The 17588-nt window shown below is 71.2% G+C and carries 20 protein-coding genes; 13 read left to right on the top strand and 7 right to left on the bottom strand.

What is annotated here, in order from left to right; all coding sequences use genetic code 11:
• Window positions 1-43: 43 nt before the first annotated feature.
• Window positions 44-805: a CAP domain-containing protein gene (locus ACFYUV_RS16085; RefSeq protein ID WP_364338135.1), complete on the bottom strand. Its 762-nt coding sequence runs from the start codon at window positions 803-805 to the stop codon at window positions 44-46.
• Between the two features lie 322 nt (window positions 806-1127).
• On the opposite strand from ACFYUV_RS16085, the gene rplM reads away from it, so the two are divergent.
• Genes rplM through glmM form a run of 3 tightly spaced genes read left to right on the top strand, consistent with a single transcriptional unit; the run spans window position 1128 to window position 3470 of the window.
• Window positions 1128-1571, top strand: a complete 444-nt coding sequence (gene rplM / locus ACFYUV_RS16080) for a 50S ribosomal protein L13 (RefSeq protein WP_352328322.1) — start codon at window positions 1128-1130, stop codon at window positions 1569-1571.
• Between the two features lie 26 nt (window positions 1572-1597).
• Complete coding sequence (gene rpsI / locus ACFYUV_RS16075; protein WP_125644639.1) at window positions 1598-2119, top strand: 30S ribosomal protein S9; 522 nt, start codon at window positions 1598-1600, stop codon at window positions 2117-2119.
• A 1-nt stretch (window position 2120) separates the two neighbouring features.
• On the top strand, window positions 2121-3470 hold the full coding sequence (gene glmM, locus ACFYUV_RS16070; RefSeq protein ID WP_387669247.1) for a phosphoglucosamine mutase: 1350 nt from the start codon (window positions 2121-2123) through the stop codon (window positions 3468-3470).
• 43 nt (window positions 3471-3513) lie between these two features.
• Here the strand turns inward: glmM and ACFYUV_RS16065 are convergent, their stop codons facing one another.
• From ACFYUV_RS16065 to ACFYUV_RS16045, 5 genes are read right to left on the bottom strand one after another with little or no spacing between them, the layout of a single operon-like run.
• The gene (locus ACFYUV_RS16065) at window positions 3514-4230 is read right to left on the bottom strand and encodes an ABC transporter permease subunit (RefSeq protein WP_387669246.1); all 717 of its coding nucleotides are present in this window, start codon (window positions 4228-4230) and stop codon (window positions 3514-3516) included.
• Window positions 4231-5145, bottom strand: a complete 915-nt coding sequence (locus tag ACFYUV_RS16060) for an ABC transporter ATP-binding protein (RefSeq protein ID WP_352362865.1) — start codon at window positions 5143-5145, stop codon at window positions 4231-4233.
• The gene (locus ACFYUV_RS16055) at window positions 5142-5996 is read right to left on the bottom strand and encodes an ABC transporter permease (RefSeq protein WP_387669244.1); all 855 of its coding nucleotides are present in this window, start codon (window positions 5994-5996) and stop codon (window positions 5142-5144) included. Before ACFYUV_RS16055 ends, ACFYUV_RS16060 begins: the two co-directional genes overlap by 4 nt.
• Window positions 5989-6897 (bottom strand): ABC transporter ATP-binding protein, encoded by a 909-nt coding sequence (locus ACFYUV_RS16050; RefSeq protein ID WP_352362861.1) that lies wholly within the window; start codon window positions 6895-6897, stop codon window positions 5989-5991. Before ACFYUV_RS16050 ends, ACFYUV_RS16055 begins: the two co-directional genes overlap by 8 nt.
• A 40-nt stretch (window positions 6898-6937) precedes the next feature.
• Window positions 6938-7864 (bottom strand): DUF389 domain-containing protein, encoded by a 927-nt coding sequence (locus ACFYUV_RS16045; protein ID WP_387669243.1) that lies wholly within the window; start codon window positions 7862-7864, stop codon window positions 6938-6940.
• A gap of 63 nt (window positions 7865-7927) precedes the next feature.
• Between ACFYUV_RS16045 and ACFYUV_RS16040 the strand changes: the two genes are divergently transcribed.
• Window positions 7928-8062 (top strand): hypothetical protein, encoded by a 135-nt coding sequence (locus ACFYUV_RS16040; RefSeq protein ID WP_352318657.1) that lies wholly within the window; start codon window positions 7928-7930, stop codon window positions 8060-8062.
• Here the strand turns inward: ACFYUV_RS16040 and coaA are convergent.
• Window positions 8034-8936 (bottom strand): type I pantothenate kinase, encoded by a 903-nt coding sequence (coaA, locus tag ACFYUV_RS16035; RefSeq protein ID WP_352362923.1) that lies wholly within the window; start codon window positions 8934-8936, stop codon window positions 8034-8036. The two genes, ACFYUV_RS16040 and coaA, sit on opposite strands and share 29 nt — an antisense overlap.
• A gap of 205 nt (window positions 8937-9141) precedes the next feature.
• Here coaA and ACFYUV_RS16030 point away from each other — a divergent pair, with 205 nt between their 5' ends.
• From ACFYUV_RS16030 to ACFYUV_RS15990, 9 genes are all read left to right on the top strand, one after another.
• Entirely contained in the window at window positions 9142-10545 is a 1404-nt protein-coding gene (locus ACFYUV_RS16030; protein WP_387669242.1) for a PhoX family protein, read from the top strand.
• 13 nt (window positions 10546-10558) lie between these two features.
• Window positions 10559-10909, top strand: a complete 351-nt coding sequence (locus tag ACFYUV_RS16025; protein ID WP_357982729.1) for a holo-ACP synthase — start codon at window positions 10559-10561, stop codon at window positions 10907-10909.
• A 102-nt stretch (window positions 10910-11011) separates the two neighbouring features.
• Window positions 11012-12475: an NAD(P)H-hydrate dehydratase gene (locus tag ACFYUV_RS16020; RefSeq protein WP_387669240.1), complete on the top strand. Its 1464-nt coding sequence runs from the start codon at window positions 11012-11014 to the stop codon at window positions 12473-12475.
• Window positions 12476-12573: 98 nt separating this feature from the next.
• Window positions 12574-13722: an alanine racemase gene (gene alr, locus ACFYUV_RS16015; protein WP_387669281.1), complete on the top strand. Its 1149-nt coding sequence runs from the start codon at window positions 12574-12576 to the stop codon at window positions 13720-13722.
• A 19-nt stretch (window positions 13723-13741) separates the two neighbouring features.
• Complete coding sequence (locus tag ACFYUV_RS16010; RefSeq protein WP_387669239.1) at window positions 13742-14794, top strand: alpha/beta fold hydrolase; 1053 nt, start codon at window positions 13742-13744, stop codon at window positions 14792-14794.
• Window positions 14794-15246: a tRNA (adenosine(37)-N6)-threonylcarbamoyltransferase complex ATPase subunit type 1 TsaE gene (tsaE, locus tag ACFYUV_RS16005; RefSeq protein WP_352318666.1), complete on the top strand. Its 453-nt coding sequence runs from the start codon at window positions 14794-14796 to the stop codon at window positions 15244-15246. Before ACFYUV_RS16010 ends, tsaE begins: the two co-directional genes overlap by 1 nt.
• 172 nt (window positions 15247-15418) lie before the next feature.
• On the top strand, window positions 15419-16108 hold the full coding sequence (locus ACFYUV_RS16000; protein ID WP_387669237.1) for a hypothetical protein: 690 nt from the start codon (window positions 15419-15421) through the stop codon (window positions 16106-16108).
• A 3-nt stretch (window positions 16109-16111) separates the two neighbouring features.
• The gene (locus ACFYUV_RS15995; RefSeq protein ID WP_352318670.1) at window positions 16112-16648 is read left to right on the top strand and encodes a class F sortase; all 537 of its coding nucleotides are present in this window, start codon (window positions 16112-16114) and stop codon (window positions 16646-16648) included.
• Window positions 16649-16658: 10 nt separating this feature from the next.
• Window positions 16659-17588 carry an aminoglycoside phosphotransferase family protein gene (locus tag ACFYUV_RS15990; protein WP_387669235.1) on the top strand — a complete coding sequence of 310 codons (930 nt, stop codon included), beginning with the start codon at window positions 16659-16661 and terminating at the stop codon, window positions 17586-17588.

Genomic DNA, 17588 nt, shown 5'->3' with positions numbered 1-17588 from the left:
CATTGCCGTTGGAAACCATGCGGAGACATTACCGTGATGTTCGTCATTGAGTTCCGAAGTCCTGGGTCCACCATGGGCCGTCCGGTCCGGCGGCGACGCCGACGCCGATGGCCTTGAGGGTGCAGTCCAGGATGTTCCTGCGATGGTCGCGGCTGTCCAGCCAGCCGCGTACGGCCTGCTCGGGCGTGCTGTAGCCGTTGCCGATGTTCTCGGCGGCGCCCCAGTGGTAGCCGGCGCGGTCCATGCGGTCCCAGGGGGAGGCGCCGTCGGGGGAGTTGTGGGCGAGCTGCCCGGTGCGCGCCATCTCCAGCGAGTGCTCGCGCGCCGAGCGTCCCAGCCTGCCGTCCACCCGCAGCGGCCCGCAGCCGTGCTCGGCGCGGGCGGCGTTGGTGAGCGTGACGACCCGGGCGGCCATGCCGGGGATCACCTTGGCCTGGTCGCCGCCGCCGGTGAACACCTGGGTGGGGTCGTCCGCGGCGTCGAAGCCGGCGATCTGCCCTTCGGGGGTCTTCGTGGGCCTCGGGGTGGACCTGCCGCGCGGCGTCCTGACCGTGCTGGCCTGTCGCGGGATGCGGTCCAGCTCGGGCCGGGCCTTCTGCCCGGCGGTGGGCGCGGGACGCGCGGTGGCCGCGGCCGGCGGGGCGGTCTCGTTGAGGTAGATGTGGGCGGTGGGCTCGACGTCGTCGGACAGCCGGCCGAGCAGCACGCCGGTGAACAGCGCGGCCATCAGGCAGGCCAGCACGCCCAGGCTGTTCCGGCGCCGCGCGCCCCGCTGGGTTTGCCGGGTGTGAGAGTTCCGCCACATACCGCAGCTAACGATAGAGATGTCGGGTACTGGGAAAGAAGGGATCCCAGGGAAACGAAATGGAACCGTTCTGCTGTCAGGTAGACTCGTGCAGGGTTACCGGTCTTTTGACCTGCGCGCCGATAGGCGGGTAACCTAATCGTTCGTTGTGTGCATAGGTCCAGCGTGACCGATGCGCGGCGCGTCCGGCGTCATCTCCCATCGTCAAGCCCATCGGGCTCGGGAGACGGAAGGTCCGGGCTGCCGTGTGCCCGCACCGACCGACCCATGTAGCTGTCGCATCCGACAGCGCCGAAGACGCGAGCAAAAGAAGGCTACGACCGTGCGCACGTACTCACCGAAGCCCGCCGACGTCCAGCGTCAGTGGTACGTCATCGACGCGACCGATGTCGTGCTGGGCCGGCTGGCCAGCCACGTCGCGAACCTGCTCCGCGGCAAGCACAAGCCGATCTTCGCCAACCACGTCGACACCGGTGACTTCGTCATCGTCATCAACGCCGACAAGATTGCGCTGAGCGGTAACAAGCGTGAGCAGAAGAAGGCGTACCGTCACTCGGGCTACCCGGGCGGTCTGCGTTCCGTCACCTATGGCGAGCTCATGGACAAGCGGCCGGAGAAGGCCGTCGAGAAGGCCGTCAAGGGCATGCTGCCGAAGAACTCCCTCGGCCGGAAGATGGCCAAGAAGCTGAAGGTCTACGCGGGTTCCGACCACCCGCACCAGGCCCAGCAGCCGGTGCAGTTCCAGATCACCCAGATCGCCCAGTAGTAGTTCGAAAGAGTTAGAGGAGAACCGTGGCTGAGCCCACCGGTGTCGAGACGGTCGTCGAGACCGAGCTGGAGGAATTCTCCGGCGAGGACTTCCCGTCCGAGTACACCACCGAGTCCGCTGCCAGCGCTGACGCGCCCGTGCGCAAGCCCGTCACCACGGGTAACTCGTACGGCACCGGTCGCCGCAAGGAGGCGATCGCCCGCGTGCGCATCGTCCCCGGCACCGGCAAGTGGACGATCAACGGTCGTTCGCTGGACGTCTACTTCCCGAACAAGGTCCACCAGCAGATCGTCAACGAGCCCTTCGTGGTCCTCGGCGCCGAAGAGGCGTTCGACGTCATCGCGCGCATCGACGGCGGCGGCGTCACCGGCCAGGCCGGCGCGCTGCGCATGGGCCTGTCCCGCGCCCTGGCGATCCTGGACGTCGACGTCAACCGCCCGCCGCTGAAGAAGGCCGGCTTCCTCACCCGTGACGCCCGCGCCACGGAGCGGAAGAAGTACGGCCTCAAGAAGGCCCGCAAGGCTCCGCAGTACAGCAAGCGCTAAATTGGCGCGCCTTTTCGGCACCGACGGGGTACGTGGGGTCGCTGGTCGCGACCTCACGGCCGAGCTCGCCATGGACCTGTCCGTGGCGGCCGCCCATGTACTCGGTGATGCGGGCGCGTTCGCGGCCACGGGACGTCGTCCCGTGGCCGTCGTGGGCCGGGACCCGCGAGCCTCCGGGGAGTTCCTGGAGGCCGCAGTGGTCGCCGGCCTCGCGGCGTCCGGAGTGGATGTGCTGCGCCTCGGCGTGCTGCCCACCCCGGCCGTCGCCCATCTCACCGCCGCGCTCGGCGCCGACCTCGGCGTCATGCTGTCCGCCTCGCACAACGCGGCGCCGGACAACGGCATCAAGTTCCTGGCCAGGGGCGGCTTCAAGCTGTCCGACGCGGTCGAGGACGAGATCGAGCGCCGGCTCGGTGAGAGCTGGTCCTTCCCCGTCGGTTCGGGGGTCGGCCGCGTGCGCGACGCGTACGGCGAGGCCGACCGCTACATCTCGCACGTCCTGACCACGATGACCGCCGCGCTTGACGGCCTGCACGTCGTGGTCGACTGCGCGCACGGCGCCGCCCACATGGTCGCGCCCGAGGCGCTGGTGCGGGCGGGCGCCCGGGTCGAGGCCATCGGCGCCAGACCCGACGGGCTCAACATCAACGCCGGGCACGGCTCCACCCACCTGGACAAGCTCCAGCAGATAGTCGTGTCCAGGGGTGCCGATCTGGGCGTGGCCTACGACGGCGACGCCGACCGCTGCCTGGCGGTCGACCACACCGGCGCGGTCGTCGACGGCGACCAGATCATGGCGGTGCTCGCCGCTGCCATGCACGGCGACGGCCTGCTGTCCAAGGACACCGTGGTCGCGACCGTCATGTCCAACCTGGGCTTCAAGCTGGCGATGCGCGAGAGCGGCATCACCGTGATCGAGACCGCGGTCGGCGACCGTTACGTCCTCGAACGCATGAAGTCCGACGGGTTCAACCTGGGCGGCGAGCAGTCCGGTCACGTCATCATGCTCGACCACGCCACCACGGGCGACGGCCTGCTCACCTCGCTCCACCTGCTGGGCGTGGTGGCCAAGTCGGGCGTCCCGCTGAAGGAGCTGGCCTCGGTGATGACCCCGCTGCCGCAGATCCTGATCAACGTCAAGGACGTCGACAAGGGCAAGGCGTCGGTGCCCGAACTCATCGCCGCCGTGGCCGAGGCCGAGGCGGAGCTGGGGGAGACCGGCCGGGTGCTGATCCGGCCGAGCGGCACCGAGCCCATGATCCGGGTGATGGTGGAGGCCGCCTCCGAGGAGCACGCCAACCAGGTGGCGGGCCGCCTGGCCGACGTGGTCCGTACGGCCTGCGCCTCCTGACGCGCCTGGGCGGGTACGGCCGCGCGCCGTACCCGCCGGGCCGCTACTCGTCGCCGGTGAGAGCGAACGCCCGCAGCCTGCGGCCGGCCCAGAAGACCGCCGCCACGGTCACCACGATCAGCGCCGGCACGGCGAAGCCCATCGCGACCTTCGACTGCAGGAACGGCGAGTCGGAGATCTGGTCGGCGATGGCCATGGCCCACGCCTGGATCGAGAACTTGCCCGCCCCCTCGATGAAGCTCACCACGGTGACCTCCCAGACCAGGGCGTAGATGACGCCGATCGTGACCGCGTGCTTGGTCACGACCCCGAGGAGCAGGAAGAGCGCGGCGTAGGCGATGCCGGCGATCAGGGCGCCGAGGGCGAAGCCGGCCGCGATGCCGTCCTCGCCGCCCACCAGGATCCAGGCCGCCACGTACGTCGGCAGGGCCCCGAACACGGCCATGAGCGAGGCCGCCACCCCGAACTTGGTCAGGGCGATCACGGGCCTGGAGATGGGCTTGGACATCAGGTGGATGACGGTGCCGTCGTCGATCTCCGGTGCGATGACGCCGGTGCCCGCGATGACCCCCAGCAGCGGCAGCATCGCCTGGACGGCGAACTTCTGCATCAGGTCCACGGCCAGCTTCTGGTCGGCGCCGGTCGCCACGCGCAGCAGCACGGCCAGGGCGATCAGGGCCAGCGGGAGCAGCAGGAGCAGGATGATGCGGCGACGCCCGAGCAGTGAGCGGTACGTGATGCCCGCGACCACGGTGTTCATTCAGGTGCTCCTGTTGATCAGGTAGGCGAAGACGCTCTCCAGGTCCTCGTCGGCGGGGGAGACCTGGTGCAGGCGCACACCCTCGTCGCGGGCGACGCGGGGGAGCAGCCGGGCGAAGCGCCGCAACTCGGTCGCCTGGACCTCCAGGCCGTCCGGGCGGAGCGTGATGCCGCCGGCCGACTCGTCGCGGATCAGGGCCGCGGCGAGCTTCCTGTCGTCGCTGGACCGGATGACGAACAGGTGGGGCCGGTCGGTCATCAGGCGCCTGATCTCGCGGAAGTTGCCCGAGGCGGCGTGCCGGCCGGACACCAGGACCTCGATGTGCTGGGCGACCCGCTCGACCTCCTCCAGGATGTGCGAGCTGAACAGGATCGTCTTGCCCGCGGTGCCCATGGCGCGGATGAGGTCCATCAGGTGGAGGCGCTGGCGCGGGTCCATGCCGTTGAACGGCTCGTCGAGCAGCAGCACGGCCGGGTCGTGGACGAGGGCGGCGGCCACCTTGACCCGCTGGCGCATGCCCTTGGAGTACGTCTCCACCCGGCGGTCCTTCGGCTCCTCCATCTCGACCGTGGCCAGGGCCTTGCGCGCGGCCTCGACGGGGTCGGGGAGGCCGTGCAGGCGGGCGGCGGACAGGACGAACTGCCAGCCGGTGAGGAAGCCGTACACGCCCTCACGTTCCGGGACCAGACCGATATTTCGGTAGATGTGGTGGTTCTTCCAGACCTGGGTGCCGTCCAGCGTGACCGAGCCGCCGGACGGCGCCAGGAACCCGGCCATCATGTGCAGCAACGTCGACTTGCCCGCGCCGTTGGGCCCGAGCAGGCCGGTGACGCCGGGGCCGATCGTCATGGTCACGTCGTTGACCGCGACCACGTTGCCGTACCAGCGGGACACCTGGGAGAGCTCGATCTTCATCGCGAGGCCGCCTTCCTGTAGCGCAGCGCGAGAGCGGCCAGGCCGACGCCGATCAGCACCACCAGGATCGCCGCCGAGGCGGGACCGTTCGGGTACGGGCCGTCGGCGTGGGACGGGGTGCCGAACAGCCACGACTGCACCGAGTCGACCAGCCAGAACGGGTTCATCAACCAGGCCCAGGCGGCCCCCGACTCGTTCCCGGTGCTGATCATCGTGCCGTAGAGCAGCGGCACCGACGCCGAGGACAGCAGGTAGACCGTGATCACCGAGGCCACCCCCAGCCCGCGCCGCGGCGTGAACGAGGCGAGGGCCAGGCCGAACGCCGACAGCAGCAGCGCCAGCACCAGCGCCATGAGCAGCGCGCCGACGTACTCGCCGGTGGCGGGCGGCCCCGGCATGTCCACGACCAGCTCGCCGATCCACAGCAGCGTCAGCGGCCCGGCGACCAGCAGGAACAGCGCGGCGGTCATCGCGATCACCTTGGCGGCCACGTACTGGAAGACCGAGATCGGCCGCGACAGGTACAGGGGCAGCACGCGGTGGCGCAGGTCGGGGGCGACGACCGTGGGGGCCTGGGAGGCCAGGAAGATGGCCACCACGGCCTGCATGAGGACCGCGAACCCGCTGTAGGGGATGCCGCGCTGCTGGGCCAGCGCCATGAGCGCGATCGACACCACCATGGGCAGCAGCATGATGACGACCAGCGCGAACGGCACGATCTTGCTGCGCGCCGGACGGCCGAGGCCGAAGATGCCGCGCAGGCTGTGGACGGTGAGCGCGCGGGTGGCGTACGCGCCGCCCATGCGGGGGCCGTCGTAGTGCCGGTAGCCGATGTCGTAGATCTCAGACATTGGCCGCCTCCTCCCTGAAGACGTCCTCGATGCGGTGGCGTCCCTGTTCGAGGCGGATCAGGCACAGGTCGAGGTCGACGGCGGCGTCGCGGACGGCGTCGTAGGTCTCGGGCCCGAGCACCTTGACCACCAGCAGGCGGCCCTGCTGGGAGACGGTCTGGCCGGTCTCGGTCAGGCGCCGGGCCAGGGGCTCCAGGCCGTCCTCGACCTCGACCGTGACGGTCTGGGTGGCCTGGGTGAACTCCGAGATCGCCGACGAGCGCAGCAGCCGGCCGCCGTCGATGACGATCACGTGGTCGCAGATGCGTTCCAGCTCGCCCAGCAGGTGGGAGGTGACCAGCACGCTGATGCCGAACTCGGTGCCGATGCGCCTGATCAGCGTCAGCATCTCGTCGCGGCCGCGCGGGTCGAGCCCGTTGGTGGGCTCGTCGAGGAAGACGAGCTTGGGGTCGTGCACGAGAGCCTGGGCCAGCTTGACCCGCTGCTTCATGCCGGTGGAGTAGCCGCCGATCGGGCGGTAGCGCTCTTCGGCCAGGCCCACGTGGCGCAGCACGTCGGCGGCGCGCTCGCGGGCGGCCGTGCGCGGCAGCCCGGAGATCCTGGCGAGGTGGACGACCAGTTCGGTCGCGGAGACGTCGGGAGGGAGGCATTCGTGCTCGGGCATGTAGCCGACGAGCCGGCGGATCTCGGCGCCCTGCGCGGTCACGTCGAGGTCGAGCACTCGCGCGGCGCCCTGGCTGGGCGGCAGCAGGCCGAGCAGCATCTTGATCAGTGTCGACTTGCCCGCGCCGTTCGCCCCCACCAGCCCGGTGACGCCGGATCCCACGGTCACCGTGAGCCCGTCGACCGCGGTGACGGTGGGGAAACGTTTGGTCAGCCCCTCGGTGGCGAGGATGTGCATGTGGCGGACCCTACCGGGCGCGGGGTGGGCCTGGCCTCGTTCACACGGATGAACGCTGTCCTACTTGAGGCCAGAATCTCCGCTGGACCACGAGCGTGGCGGTGCCCGAGATGACCATGCCGAGGATGTTCACCGCGAGCTGCGAGAGCGACCCCGCGACCTCAGCCCAGTCGCCCAGGGCGAGCGCGACGGCGAGGTAGCCCGCCGCCGGAACCGTGGTGACCGAGATGAAGACGCCGATCAGCGCCGAGGACTTGCCCGCGGTCACCGACAGGACCCCGGCCCCTCCGGCCAGCAACGCCACGATGAACGACCATTTGTCGGGCGTGACGATGAAGTGGACCTCGGAGTTGACGGCGAGGTTCTTCTCGGTGATCCAGCCGAGCCAGGTCGAGACCAGCGCGCAGGCGAAGGTCAGGGCGATCGCCGCCGTGAACCCCACGACCAGAGTTCTGAACGAGCCGATGACCAGGTGCCACCGCCCGTGCAGCAGGCCGAAGCAGATCGCGGCGATCGCGCCGAACTCCGGGCCGAGCACCATCGCGCCGACGATCAGGATGGGCGAGTTCTGCAGCACGCCGATGCCCGCGAGCTGCGTCGCGATGGCCAGGAAGGCCAGGTAGGCCCAGGTGATGCGGGAGTCGCTGGAGACCTTGTGGGCCAGTTCCTCCCACACCACCGCGTCGTCGGGATCGCCGGGCGCCTCCTCGACCGCCGCCGTGGCGGCCCTGGACAGCGACAGGTCCACCTGCTCGATGGCGATCGAGCCGACGTCCTCCACCCACTTGAGCCGGCTGATCACCTCGTTGGCCGCCTCGCGGGCGGCGTCGCAGAGGACGACGTCGCCCGCCGGCTCGCGGGCCGCCCCGGGCAGCACGATGACGTTGGTGACGCCCGTGCACTCCTGCAACAGCGCGACGGCCTCGTCGGTGCGGTCGGCAGGGATGATCAGTCGGAGATGCAGCACCCCGCCATTGTTGTCCATCGGACATTGACGTCGCGTTGACCGCCGTACGCGAGGCTGCCTCACATGACTCGCTTCAGATGCCACGATCACGGTGAGGACTGCTGGTTCGCCGACATCGACGACCAGGAGTGCGCGGGCCGGTTCGCCGCCTATGTCTTCGACGAGGTGTTCAGGTCCGGCGAAGCCGTACCCGCCTGACCGCGTGGTCGGCGCCCTTCTGCAGGACGAGGTCGGCGCGTCCCCTGGTGGGGGCGATGTTCTCGACCAGGTTGCGCTCGTTGATGTCGCGCCAGACGTTGACCGCGAAGTCCGTGGCCTGCTCGTAGGTGAGCTCGGCGATGTACTTGAAGTAGGACTTCGGGTCCTCGAAGGCCGTGCGGCGCAGCTTGTGGAACCGTTCGACGTACCAGGTGCGGATGTCCTCGACCTTGGCGTCCACGTAGATGGAGAAGTCGAAGTAGTCGTTGACGGCCAGGGACGTGGGCGGGGCGGGCTGGAGCACGTTCAGCCCCTCGATGATCAAGATGTCTGGATTTTTCACGACCTGGCGGGCGCCGGGGACGATGTCGTACTCCAGATGGCTGTAGACCGGCGCGTACACCTCGGGAGCGCCCGCCTTGACCTCCGCCACGAACCTGACCAGCGCGCGCCGGTCGTAGCTCTCCGGGAAGCCCTTGCGCTGCATGATGCCCTTGGCCTCCAGCACCGCGTTGGGGTAGAGGAAGCTGTCGGTGGTGATCAGCTCCACATGCGGGTGCTCGGGCCAGCGGGCCAGCAGGGTGTGCAGCAGTCGCGCCGTGGTCGACTTGCCGACCGCGACGCTCCCGGCGATGCCCAGGATGTACGGCACGCGCGTCCCCGCGTCGCCGAGGAAGGCGCTCAGCACGCTGCTGCGCTGCTTGGACCCGGTGAAGTGCAGGTTGAGCAGCCGGGTCAGGGGGAGATAGATGTCGGTGACCTCGGTGAGGTCGATGGGGTCATCGACGCCGCGCAGGTCTTCCAGCTCGTCTGCGGTGAGAGTCAAGGGCGTGTTCTTGCGGAGCTCGCTCCACTGCTCCCTGCTCAGTTCCACGTAGCCGTTGTTCACCTAGGCAGCGTAGCGATGGGGGACAAATGCGATCATGGGCGGGTGGCGCGCGGCGGCCATCCACAGCCTGTGGATAAAAACGTGGGATTACCAAAGCATGATTCCGGGAAGAAAGACCGGTCCTGACGATCCGGGCGTGCCGGAACCGGCGGGCGGCTACTGTTCCGGACGTAGCCTCCCGGGAGGTCTTGTGGATCGCCGTCGTTTCCTCGCCAACGTGCTGGCCGTGGCCGGGCCCTTCGCCGGGGTCGCCTGCGCCGGGGCCAGGGGCGGCGTCCGGCCCGCCGCCGGCTACGGGCCGCTGCGACCGGTCGCCGACCTGCGCGACGGCAAGGTGCGCCTGCATCTCCCCGACGGTTTCCGGTACCGCTCGTTCAGCGCCGCGGGCGAGAAGTTCACCGACGGCTCCACCGTCCCCGGCCGGCACGACGGCATGGCGGCCTTCAGCGGCCCCAAGGACAGCACGATCCTCGTACGCAACCACGAGGTCACCGGCCCGGTCGGCGCGTTCGGCGACAAGGAGACCGCCTACGACCCGGCGGCCGGCGGCGGCACCTCGACCCTGCACGTCACCCGCCACGGCGAGGTGCTCAGCAGCGGCCCCTCGCTCAACGGCACCATGACCAACTGCTCCGGCGGCCCGATGCCCTGGCGGGCCTGGGTGAGCTGCGAGGAGACGGTCAACGGCCCCGACGTGGGCGACGACCCGTCCGGGAACGACAACACCAAGCTCAAGCGCAGGCACGGCTACCTGTTCGAGGTGCCGGTCGGCGGGGTCGCGAGCGCGCGCCCGATCAGGTCGGCCGGCCGCTTCCCGCACGAGTCGGCCGCCTTCGACCCCGCCGCCGGAGCCGTCTACCTCACCGAGGACAACTTCTCCTTCCCCTCCGGCTTCTACCGCTACCTGCCGCCCAAGCACCCGATGCGGGAGGGCCGGCTGCTCGACGGCGGCCGGTTGCAGATGCTCGCCGTCGACGGCGTCGAGCGCGCCGACCTGTCGCGCGGGCAGCGGGCGGGGGCCTCCTACGCCACGCGCTGGGTGGACATCGACGAGCCCGACCCCCGCTTCACCGGCAGGCCGCCGTACGAGGAGGCCGTCCAGGCGGTGGGCCGGCAGGGGCGCGCTGGCGGCGCGGCGATCTTCGCCAGGCTGGAGGGCGCGGTCTTCCACCAGGGCGTGGTGTACTTCGTCTCCACCCAGGGCGGAGCCACCGCGCCGGGCGACCGGCCGCCTCCCGGCTTCGGCGACGGGCGGGGCCAGGTGTGGGCGTACGAGACCTGGAGCGGGCGGCTGCGGCTGGTCTACGAGTCGCCGCGCTCGTCGGCGCTCGACCTGCCCGACAACGTGACCGTCAGCCGGCGCGGCACGCTGGTGCTCTGCGAGGACGGCGACGGCGACAACTTCCTGCGCGGCCTCACCAGGACGGGCGAGATCTTCGACTTCTGCCGCCTGCAGCCGATCCCCGGCGATCCGGGCGCCGAGTTCGCCGGCTCGACGTTCGGGCCGGGCGGCCAGACGCTCTACGTCAACGTGCAGGCCGTCCAGGGGCGGTCGTTCGCCATCTGGGGGCCGTGGGAGCGCGGCCTGTTCTGAGTAGCCTGGGACGATGATCCTGGGTATCGGAGTGGACATCGTCGACATCGCCCGCTTCGAGGCGGCTCTCGAACGTACGCCGCAGCTGCGCGAGCGGCTGTTCACGGACATCGAACGGCCGCTGCCGGCGCACTCGCTCGCCGCCAGGTTCGCCGCCAAGGAGGCCGTGGCCAAGGCGCTCGGCGCGCCCAGGGGGCTCGGGCACCTGGAGGCCGAGGTGCGCTGCGACGAGCTGGGCAAGCCCGAGCTGCACGTGTCGGGCAAGGTCGCCGAGGTGGCCTACGGCCTCGGGGTCAAGCGCTGGCACCTGTCGCTCAGCCATGACGGGGGCGTCGCCGTGGCCTATGTGATCGCGGAGGGATAGTTTCGGATCATGCGCGCCAGGGAGTGCCCTCGCGTGGAGCAGCGACCGGAGCGGGGGAAGGCGGCGGCATATGGCGACCGAGCAGCCGAACGGAGTGAGGCCATGAAGACCGCCTACACCGCCGACCAGATCCGCGACGCCGAGCGCACGCTGATGGCGCGCCTGCCCGAGGGCGCCCTCATGCAGCGGGCCGCCCACGGTCTCGCCGCCGCCTGCGCCGACCTGCTGGGCCGGGTGTACGGCGCCCGCGTCGTGCTGCTGGTCGGCAGCGGCGACAACGGCGGCGACGCCCTCTACGCCGGCGAGCGCCTGGCCCGCCGGGGAGCCCGGGTCGAGGCGGTCCTGGCCGGCGCGAAGACGCACGAGGGCGGCCTGCGCGCCCTCCTCGACGCCGGAGGCCGCGTGGCCGGCCCGTCAGCGGTCCAGGAGGTCCGGGACGCCGACCTGATCGTGGACGGGCTGGTGGGCATCGGGGCCGCGGGCGCGCTGCGCGAGCCGTACGCCCGGCTGGCCGAGGAGGCGAACGCGGCCCACGGCACGATCGTCGCGGTCGACGTGCCGAGCGGCGTCGAGGCGAGCACCGGGCGGGTCGCGGGCGCGGCGGTGCGGGCGCGGGTGACGGTGACGATGGGGGCCTGCAAGACGGGGCTGCTGGTCGATCCGGGCGCCGCGCACACGGGCCGGGTCGAGCTGGTCGACATCGGGCTCGGCCCCTTCCTGCCCGACCCCGACGTCGCGGCGCTGACCCGCGCGGACGTGGAGGACCTGCTGCCCAGACCCGGCAACGAGTCCGACAAATACCGCAGGGGCGTGCTCGGGGTGGCCGCGGGCAGCGACCTGTACACCGGCGCGGCCGTGCTGGCCGTGGGCGGCGCGCTGCGGGCGGGCGCGGGCCTGGTCCGCTACGCGGGCACCCACGAGCCGGTCCAGCAGGTGCGCGCCCACTGGCCGGAAGCGGTGATCACGCCGCTCGACCGGCCGTCCGTCGAGGACGTGGGCCGCGTCCAGGCGTGGCTGCTCGGGCCGGGACTCGGCACCGGCGACTGGGCGCACGAGCTGGCCGCCCGCGTGCTGGCCTCGGACGTCCCGGTGCTGATCGACGCCGACGGGCTCACCCTGGTGGCCCGCGACCGGTCGTTGCTGCGCAGGCGGGCGCCCGTGCTGATCACGCCGCACGCGGGGGAGCTGTCGCGGCTGATCGGCGTGAGCCGCGACGACATCGAGGCCGCCCGGCTGGAGCACGCCCGCCGGGCCGCGGCCGAGCTGGGCGTGACCGTGCTGCTCAAGGGCTCGACCACGGTGGTGGCCGAGGAGGCCAGGCCGGTCCGCGTCAACGAGACCGGCACGTCGTGGCTGGCCACCGGGGGCACCGGCGACGTGCTGTCGGGCGTGGCGGGCGCGCTGCTGGCCCAGGGGCTGTGCTGTTACGACGCGGGCTCGGTCGGCGCGTACGTGCACGGGCTGGCCGGCCGGCTGGCCGCCCGCGGCGCCCCGCTCACCGCGGCCGGGGTGGCGGCGGCCGTCCCTGAGGCCATCCGCTCCGTCCACGGCGAATCCCGTCCCTGAGGCGATCCGGTCCGTCCACGGCGAACGCCGTCGCTGAGCGGCGCGAACCGCGCTCGACCACCCGTCTGAGCTGCCACACTGGAGAGATGTACTCCTCGATGGCCACCCCCGCCGAGGCGCGGGTCGACCTGTCCGCGATCCGGCACAACGTGGCCCTGCTCAAGGAGCGGGCGGGCGGCGCCGAGCTGATGGGGGCCGTCAAGGCCGACGCCTACGGCCACGGGCTGGTGCCCTCGGCCAGGGCCGTCCTTGAGGGCGGCGCGTCCAGGCTGGGCACGGCCTTCGTCGCCGAGGCGCTGGCGCTGCGCGAGGGCGGCGTCACCGCGCCCGTGCTGGCCTGGCTGATCACCCCCGGCGAGCCCCTCGACCGGGCCGTGGCACAGGACATCGAGCTGTCGGCCGCCCACGAGAGCCTGCTCGACGAGATCGCGGCCGCCGCCCGCCGGGTGGGCCGTCCGGCCAAGCTGCACCTGGAGGCCGACACCGGCATGAGCAGGGGCGGCGCGCCGCTGGCCGCCTGGCCGGGCCTGCTGAGCAGGGCGCTCGCGCTGCGGGCGGAGGGCGTCGTCGAGATCGTCGGCCTGTGGTCCCACTTCGCCTGCGCCGACCTGCCCGGCCATCCCTCGGTCGACCAGCAGCTTGAGGCGTTCGAGAGCGCGCTGAAGCAGGCCGAGCAGGCGGGCGCCGCCGGGTCGTCGGTGATCAGGCACCTGGCAAACTCGGCCGCCGTCCTGACCCTGCCGGCCGCCCGCTTCGACCTGGTCAGGACGGGCATCGCCATGTACGGCCTGAGCCCCGTCCCCGAGCTGGGCGACTTCGGGCTGCGTCCGGCCATGACCCTGACGGCCAGGATCGCGCTCGTCAAGCGGGTCCCTCAGGAGTCGGGCGTCTCCTACGGTCACCTCTACGTCACCGACCACGAGACCACCCTCGGCCTCGTGCCGCTCGGCTACGCCGACGGCATACTCCGGCACGCGTCGGGAAGAGCCGAGGTGCTGGCGGGCGGGCGCCGCCGGAAAGTGGCGGGCCGGGTGTGCATGGACCAGTTCGTGATCGACGTCGGCGACGACCCCTTGTCGCCGGGCGACGAGGTGGTGCTGTTCGGTCCCGGCGACGGGGGTGAGCCGACCGCCCAGGAATGGGCGGATACCCTCGGCACGATCACGCATGAGATCGTGACCAGGATCGGTTCCCGGGTGCCACGGGTCCACCAGCATGTGACGGCGGGCACTCCGGAGCGGCCATGAGCGGAGAAGGATCGGGGACATGACGACGACAACACGGCGGCGCAGGGTCGGAATCGCCGGCGCGATCGTCGGAGCGGCGTCGGCCGGTGTCGCGGCGGCGGCTCTGGCCAAGCGCTACGCGGTCGGCCGGATCAGGCTGCGGCACGACGAGGAGGCCAGCGAGCCGTTCGGCGAGCTGCGCGGCAGGGAGCGCACGCTCGTCACCTCCGACGGGGTGGCGCTCCACGTCGAGATCGACGGCCCCGAGGACGCGCCGCTGACGATCGTGATGTGCCACGGCTACTGCCTCAACCTCGAATCGTGGCACTACCAGCGCAAGGAGCTGCGCGAGAACCACCGCCTGGTGCTGTGGGACATCCGCTCCCACGGCCGCTCGCAGCGCGGCACGGCCGACGACAGCACGATCGACCGGCTGGGCCAGGACCTCGCCGAGGTGATCGAGGAGTTCGTGCCCGGCCCGTGCGTGGTGGTCGGCCACTCGATGGGCGGCATGACGATCATGGCGCTCGCCGACAGCCGTCCTGAGCTGTTCGGCGACAAGATCCGGGCGGTCGCCCTCATCGCGACCTCGGCGGGCAAGCTGGCCGAGCTGACGCTGGGGCTGCCGGCGATGGTGTCCAAGGCCGTGCACAAGGTGGCGCCGTCCACGGTGTCGCTGCTGGGCAGGAAGGGCGCGCTGGTCGACAGGACGCGGCACGCGGGCAGCGACATCGCGTTCCTGATCACCCGCTACATGGGCTTCGGCGACTCCGCGAACGTGAGCCCGACCGTGGTCGACTTCGCCGAGTCGATGATCAGGCAGACCCCCACCGAGGTGTTCGCCGCCTTCTACCCGGCCCTGATGAACCACGACAAGTTGTCCGCGCTGCACGTCCTCGACCCGGTCCCGACCGCCATCGTCTACGGCGAGCGCGACTGGCTGACCCCGCCCGACCACAGCAGGGCCATCGCGGCGGCGCTGCCCAAGGCGCAGGTCACCGAGATCCCCGACACCTCCCACCTGATCCAGCTGGAGCGCCCGGGGATCGTCAACGACGCGCTGCGCGACCTGATCAAGCGAGTGGAGTTGTAGTGCGACTGGCGACAGCGGAGGACATGCGGGCCTACGGCGCCCGCCTGGCGGCCCACCTGCGGCCCGGTGACCTGATCGTGCTGTCCGGGCCGCTCGGCGCGGGCAAGACCACGCTCGTCCAGGGCATCGCCGAAGGTCTCAAGGTGCGCGGGCCGATCACCTCGCCCACCTTCGTGATCGCCAGGGTGCACCCGTCGCTGCGGCAGGGCCCGCCCCTGGTGCACGTCGACGCCTACCGCCTCGGCGGCGACCTGGAGGTCGACGACCTCGATCTCGACGCCTCGCTGGAGGAGTCGGTCACCGTGGTCGAGTGGGGCGAGGGCCTGGTCGAGGGGCTGGCCGAAGACCGGCTGGAGATCCACATCGACCGGGAGACCGGCGACGACGCCCGCCTGGTGACCCTGCGCGGGGTGGGCGACCGGTGGGCCGACACGCCGTCTGATCCGGCCTAAGGCTAAAACCTCCGTCAATTTCCGGCAAAGCTGTCACCCTTGACGTACCGGACCGATGACATAAATCATGATCGTTGGTCAGGGATTTGCCCAGAATTTCTGGGTATCAGGAGGGGCGACATCCACATTTTTGGTGGATGCTGGGTGCAAGACGGCAAAGTGGGGTGCGGCGGTGCTCAGGGTCAGTCGAGTCGCGTACGCGGGTGCCATCATGGTGGTCGGGCTGACCGGGTGTGCGGCCTCGGCCGAGACCACACCGACAGGCACACCGACGGCCACAGCCACGACGTCCACCACCGCCACCACGACGACCACCGCCACGACCACGACCACCGCGACCGCCCCGCCCACCAAGAGGCCGAGCATCGCGGTCCAGGTCAACCCCGACCGGGTCACCGCGGGGGAGACGTCCAAGGTGTGGATCCTGGCCAACTGCCCGCTGCCGTCCGGCGGACCGGCCCACACCGGCACCGCGACCTCGCGGGCGTTCCTCAACGGCGTCCCGCTCAACCCCGTGCCGGCCGGCTCGGCCACGCCGACCGCGACCAGCAGCCCGGCGAACGGCTCGCCCTGGGTCCGCGGCGAGGCGACGGTCTCCGGCACGGTCAAGCGCGGCTCGTACACCGTCGACGTCAAGTGCGACGGCACCAACGACGTCGGCAAGGCCACGCTCAAGGTGGCCAGGGCCGAGGCCGACCCGACCGGCGTGCCCACCAAGGCGCCCAAGGCGGGCGGCGGCGGCACCTTCGGCCGTGACGTCGACGACGAGTCCTCGATCCCGCTGGGCCCGGCCGGCGCGCTGGTGGCCCTGGTCCTCGTCGGCGGCGCGGTCGTGATGGTCAAGCGGCGCAGCCGGGCTTGATCGATGGCACGTCCAGGACGGGTGGTGCTCGCGGGCGCCGTCACGGGCCTGCTGCTGGTCGCCTTCGGCAAGAGCATGCAGAACTCCTCCACCCCGGCGGCGAGCGTGGTGCCCAAGAGCATCGACATCCCGTCGCTCGATCTTGAGGCCCCGCTGATGAAGCTCGGGCTGAGCAAGGACGGCGAGGTCGAGCTGCCGCCGTACGAGAAGCCGAAGATGGCCGGCTGGTACAGCGGCAGCGCGGTGCCCGGCGAGAAGGGCGCCTCGGTGATCATCGGCCACGTCGACACCAAGACCGCCCCCGCCGTGTTCTACAAGCTCAGGCAGTTACGCAAGGGCGAGACCGTCAAGGTGGAGCGCAGCGACGGCAAGGTCGTCAGCTTCAAGGTGGACGCCATCGAGCAGGTCTCCAAGGACCACTTCCCCGCCCGGCGGGTGTACGTCGACGACGGACTCAAACTCGTCACCTGCGGCGGTAAGTTCGACTACGCCAGAGGCGAATATGTCGACAACATCATCGTCTACGCGTCCCGAGCCTGATCATGGAACGATGAGCACTGACCTCAACCCGCCGGCGTCCGGCGCCCGCGTGCCCTGGCAAGAGGTTCACCCGCTGGTGCGCGAGGCGGTCGAGGGCTTCCTCGGCGGCCGCGTCGTGGAGGCCGTCACCCAGGAGGGCGGCTTCTCCCCGGCGGCCGCGGTGCGCCTGCGGACCGATGACGGCCGGCGCGCGTTCGTCAAGGCCGTCGGCCCCGAGCCCAACCCCGACAGCGTGCGCATCTACCGCTCCGAGCTCAGGAACGCCGCCGCGCTCCCCGAGTCGGTCCCCGCGCCGAAGCTGCTGACGGCGTTCGAGCTGGAGGGCTGGGTCGCCCTGGTCTTCGAGGACGTCGAGGCCGCCCACCCCCAGATGCCGTGGCGGCGCGACGAGCTCGACCGGGTCTTCACGGCCCTGAAGGAGATGTCCGCCGCGCTCACCCCGTCGCCGATCGAGGCCCGCACGATCGGCGAGGTCATGGGCGACTCCTTCCAGGGGTGGCGCAGGCTGCTCGGCGAGGACACCGCCGGGCTCGACCCGTGGGCGCTGCGCCACCTGCCCGAGCTGGCCGAGCTGGAGTCCGGCTGGGAGGCGGCGGCGGCCGGCGACACCCTCGTCCACGCCGACCTGCGGGCCGACAACATCCTGCTCACGCCCGACCGCGTCTACGTGGTGGACTGGCCGTGGGCCTGCCTGGCCGCGCCCTGGTACGACCAGGTGGCCATGCTGCCGTCGGTCGGCATGCAGGGCGGGCCCGCGCCCCACGAGCTGTTCGACGATCCCGACCCGGCCGTCACCGCGGTCGTCGCGGCCCAGACCGGCTACTTCGTCCGGAACGGCCGGCTGCCCGATCCGCCCGGGCTGCCCACGCTCAGGGCGTTCCAGCGGGCGCAGGGAGTGGTCGCGCTGGAGTGGCTGAAACGGCGTACCGGCTGGGTGTGA

Source organism: Nonomuraea sp. NPDC003560, from assembly GCF_042878785.1.
Lineage (GTDB): Bacteria > Actinomycetota > Actinomycetes > Streptosporangiales > Streptosporangiaceae > Nonomuraea.
The sequence above is the reverse complement of the archived record's forward strand: the minus strand, read 5'-3'. Positions and strand labels throughout refer to the sequence as shown.

What these genes read in the sequence shown, in the direction of transcription:
- ACFYUV_RS16085 (WP_364338135.1), bottom strand. Translation starts at nt 805, where the DNA reads ATGTGGCGGAACTCTCACACCCGGCAAACCCAGCGGGGCGCGCGGCGC.
- ACFYUV_RS16065 (WP_387669246.1), bottom strand. Translation starts at nt 4,230, where the DNA reads ATGAACACCGTGGTCGCGGGCATCACGTACCGCTCACTGCTCGGGCGT.
- ACFYUV_RS16060 (WP_352362865.1), bottom strand. Translation starts at nt 5,145, where the DNA reads ATGAAGATCGAGCTCTCCCAGGTGTCCCGCTGGTACGGCAACGTGGTC.
- ACFYUV_RS16055 (WP_387669244.1), bottom strand. Translation starts at nt 5,996, where the DNA reads ATGTCTGAGATCTACGACATCGGCTACCGGCACTACGACGGCCCCCGC.
- ACFYUV_RS16050 (WP_352362861.1), bottom strand. Translation starts at nt 6,897, where the DNA reads ATGCACATCCTCGCCACCGAGGGGCTGACCAAACGTTTCCCCACCGTC.
- ACFYUV_RS16040 (WP_352318657.1), top strand. Translation starts at nt 7,928, where the DNA reads ATGACTCGCTTCAGATGCCACGATCACGGTGAGGACTGCTGGTTCGCC.
- ACFYUV_RS16025 (WP_357982729.1), top strand. Translation starts at nt 10,559, where the DNA reads ATGATCCTGGGTATCGGAGTGGACATCGTCGACATCGCCCGCTTCGAG.
- ACFYUV_RS16020 (WP_387669240.1), top strand. Translation starts at nt 11,012, where the DNA reads ATGAAGACCGCCTACACCGCCGACCAGATCCGCGACGCCGAGCGCACG.
- alr (WP_387669281.1), top strand. Translation starts at nt 12,574, where the DNA reads ATGGCCACCCCCGCCGAGGCGCGGGTCGACCTGTCCGCGATCCGGCAC.
- ACFYUV_RS16010 (WP_387669239.1), top strand. Translation starts at nt 13,742, where the DNA reads ATGACGACGACAACACGGCGGCGCAGGGTCGGAATCGCCGGCGCGATC.
- ACFYUV_RS15995 (WP_352318670.1), top strand. Translation starts at nt 16,112, where the DNA reads ATGGCACGTCCAGGACGGGTGGTGCTCGCGGGCGCCGTCACGGGCCTG.
- ACFYUV_RS15990 (WP_387669235.1), top strand. Translation starts at nt 16,659, where the DNA reads ATGAGCACTGACCTCAACCCGCCGGCGTCCGGCGCCCGCGTGCCCTGG.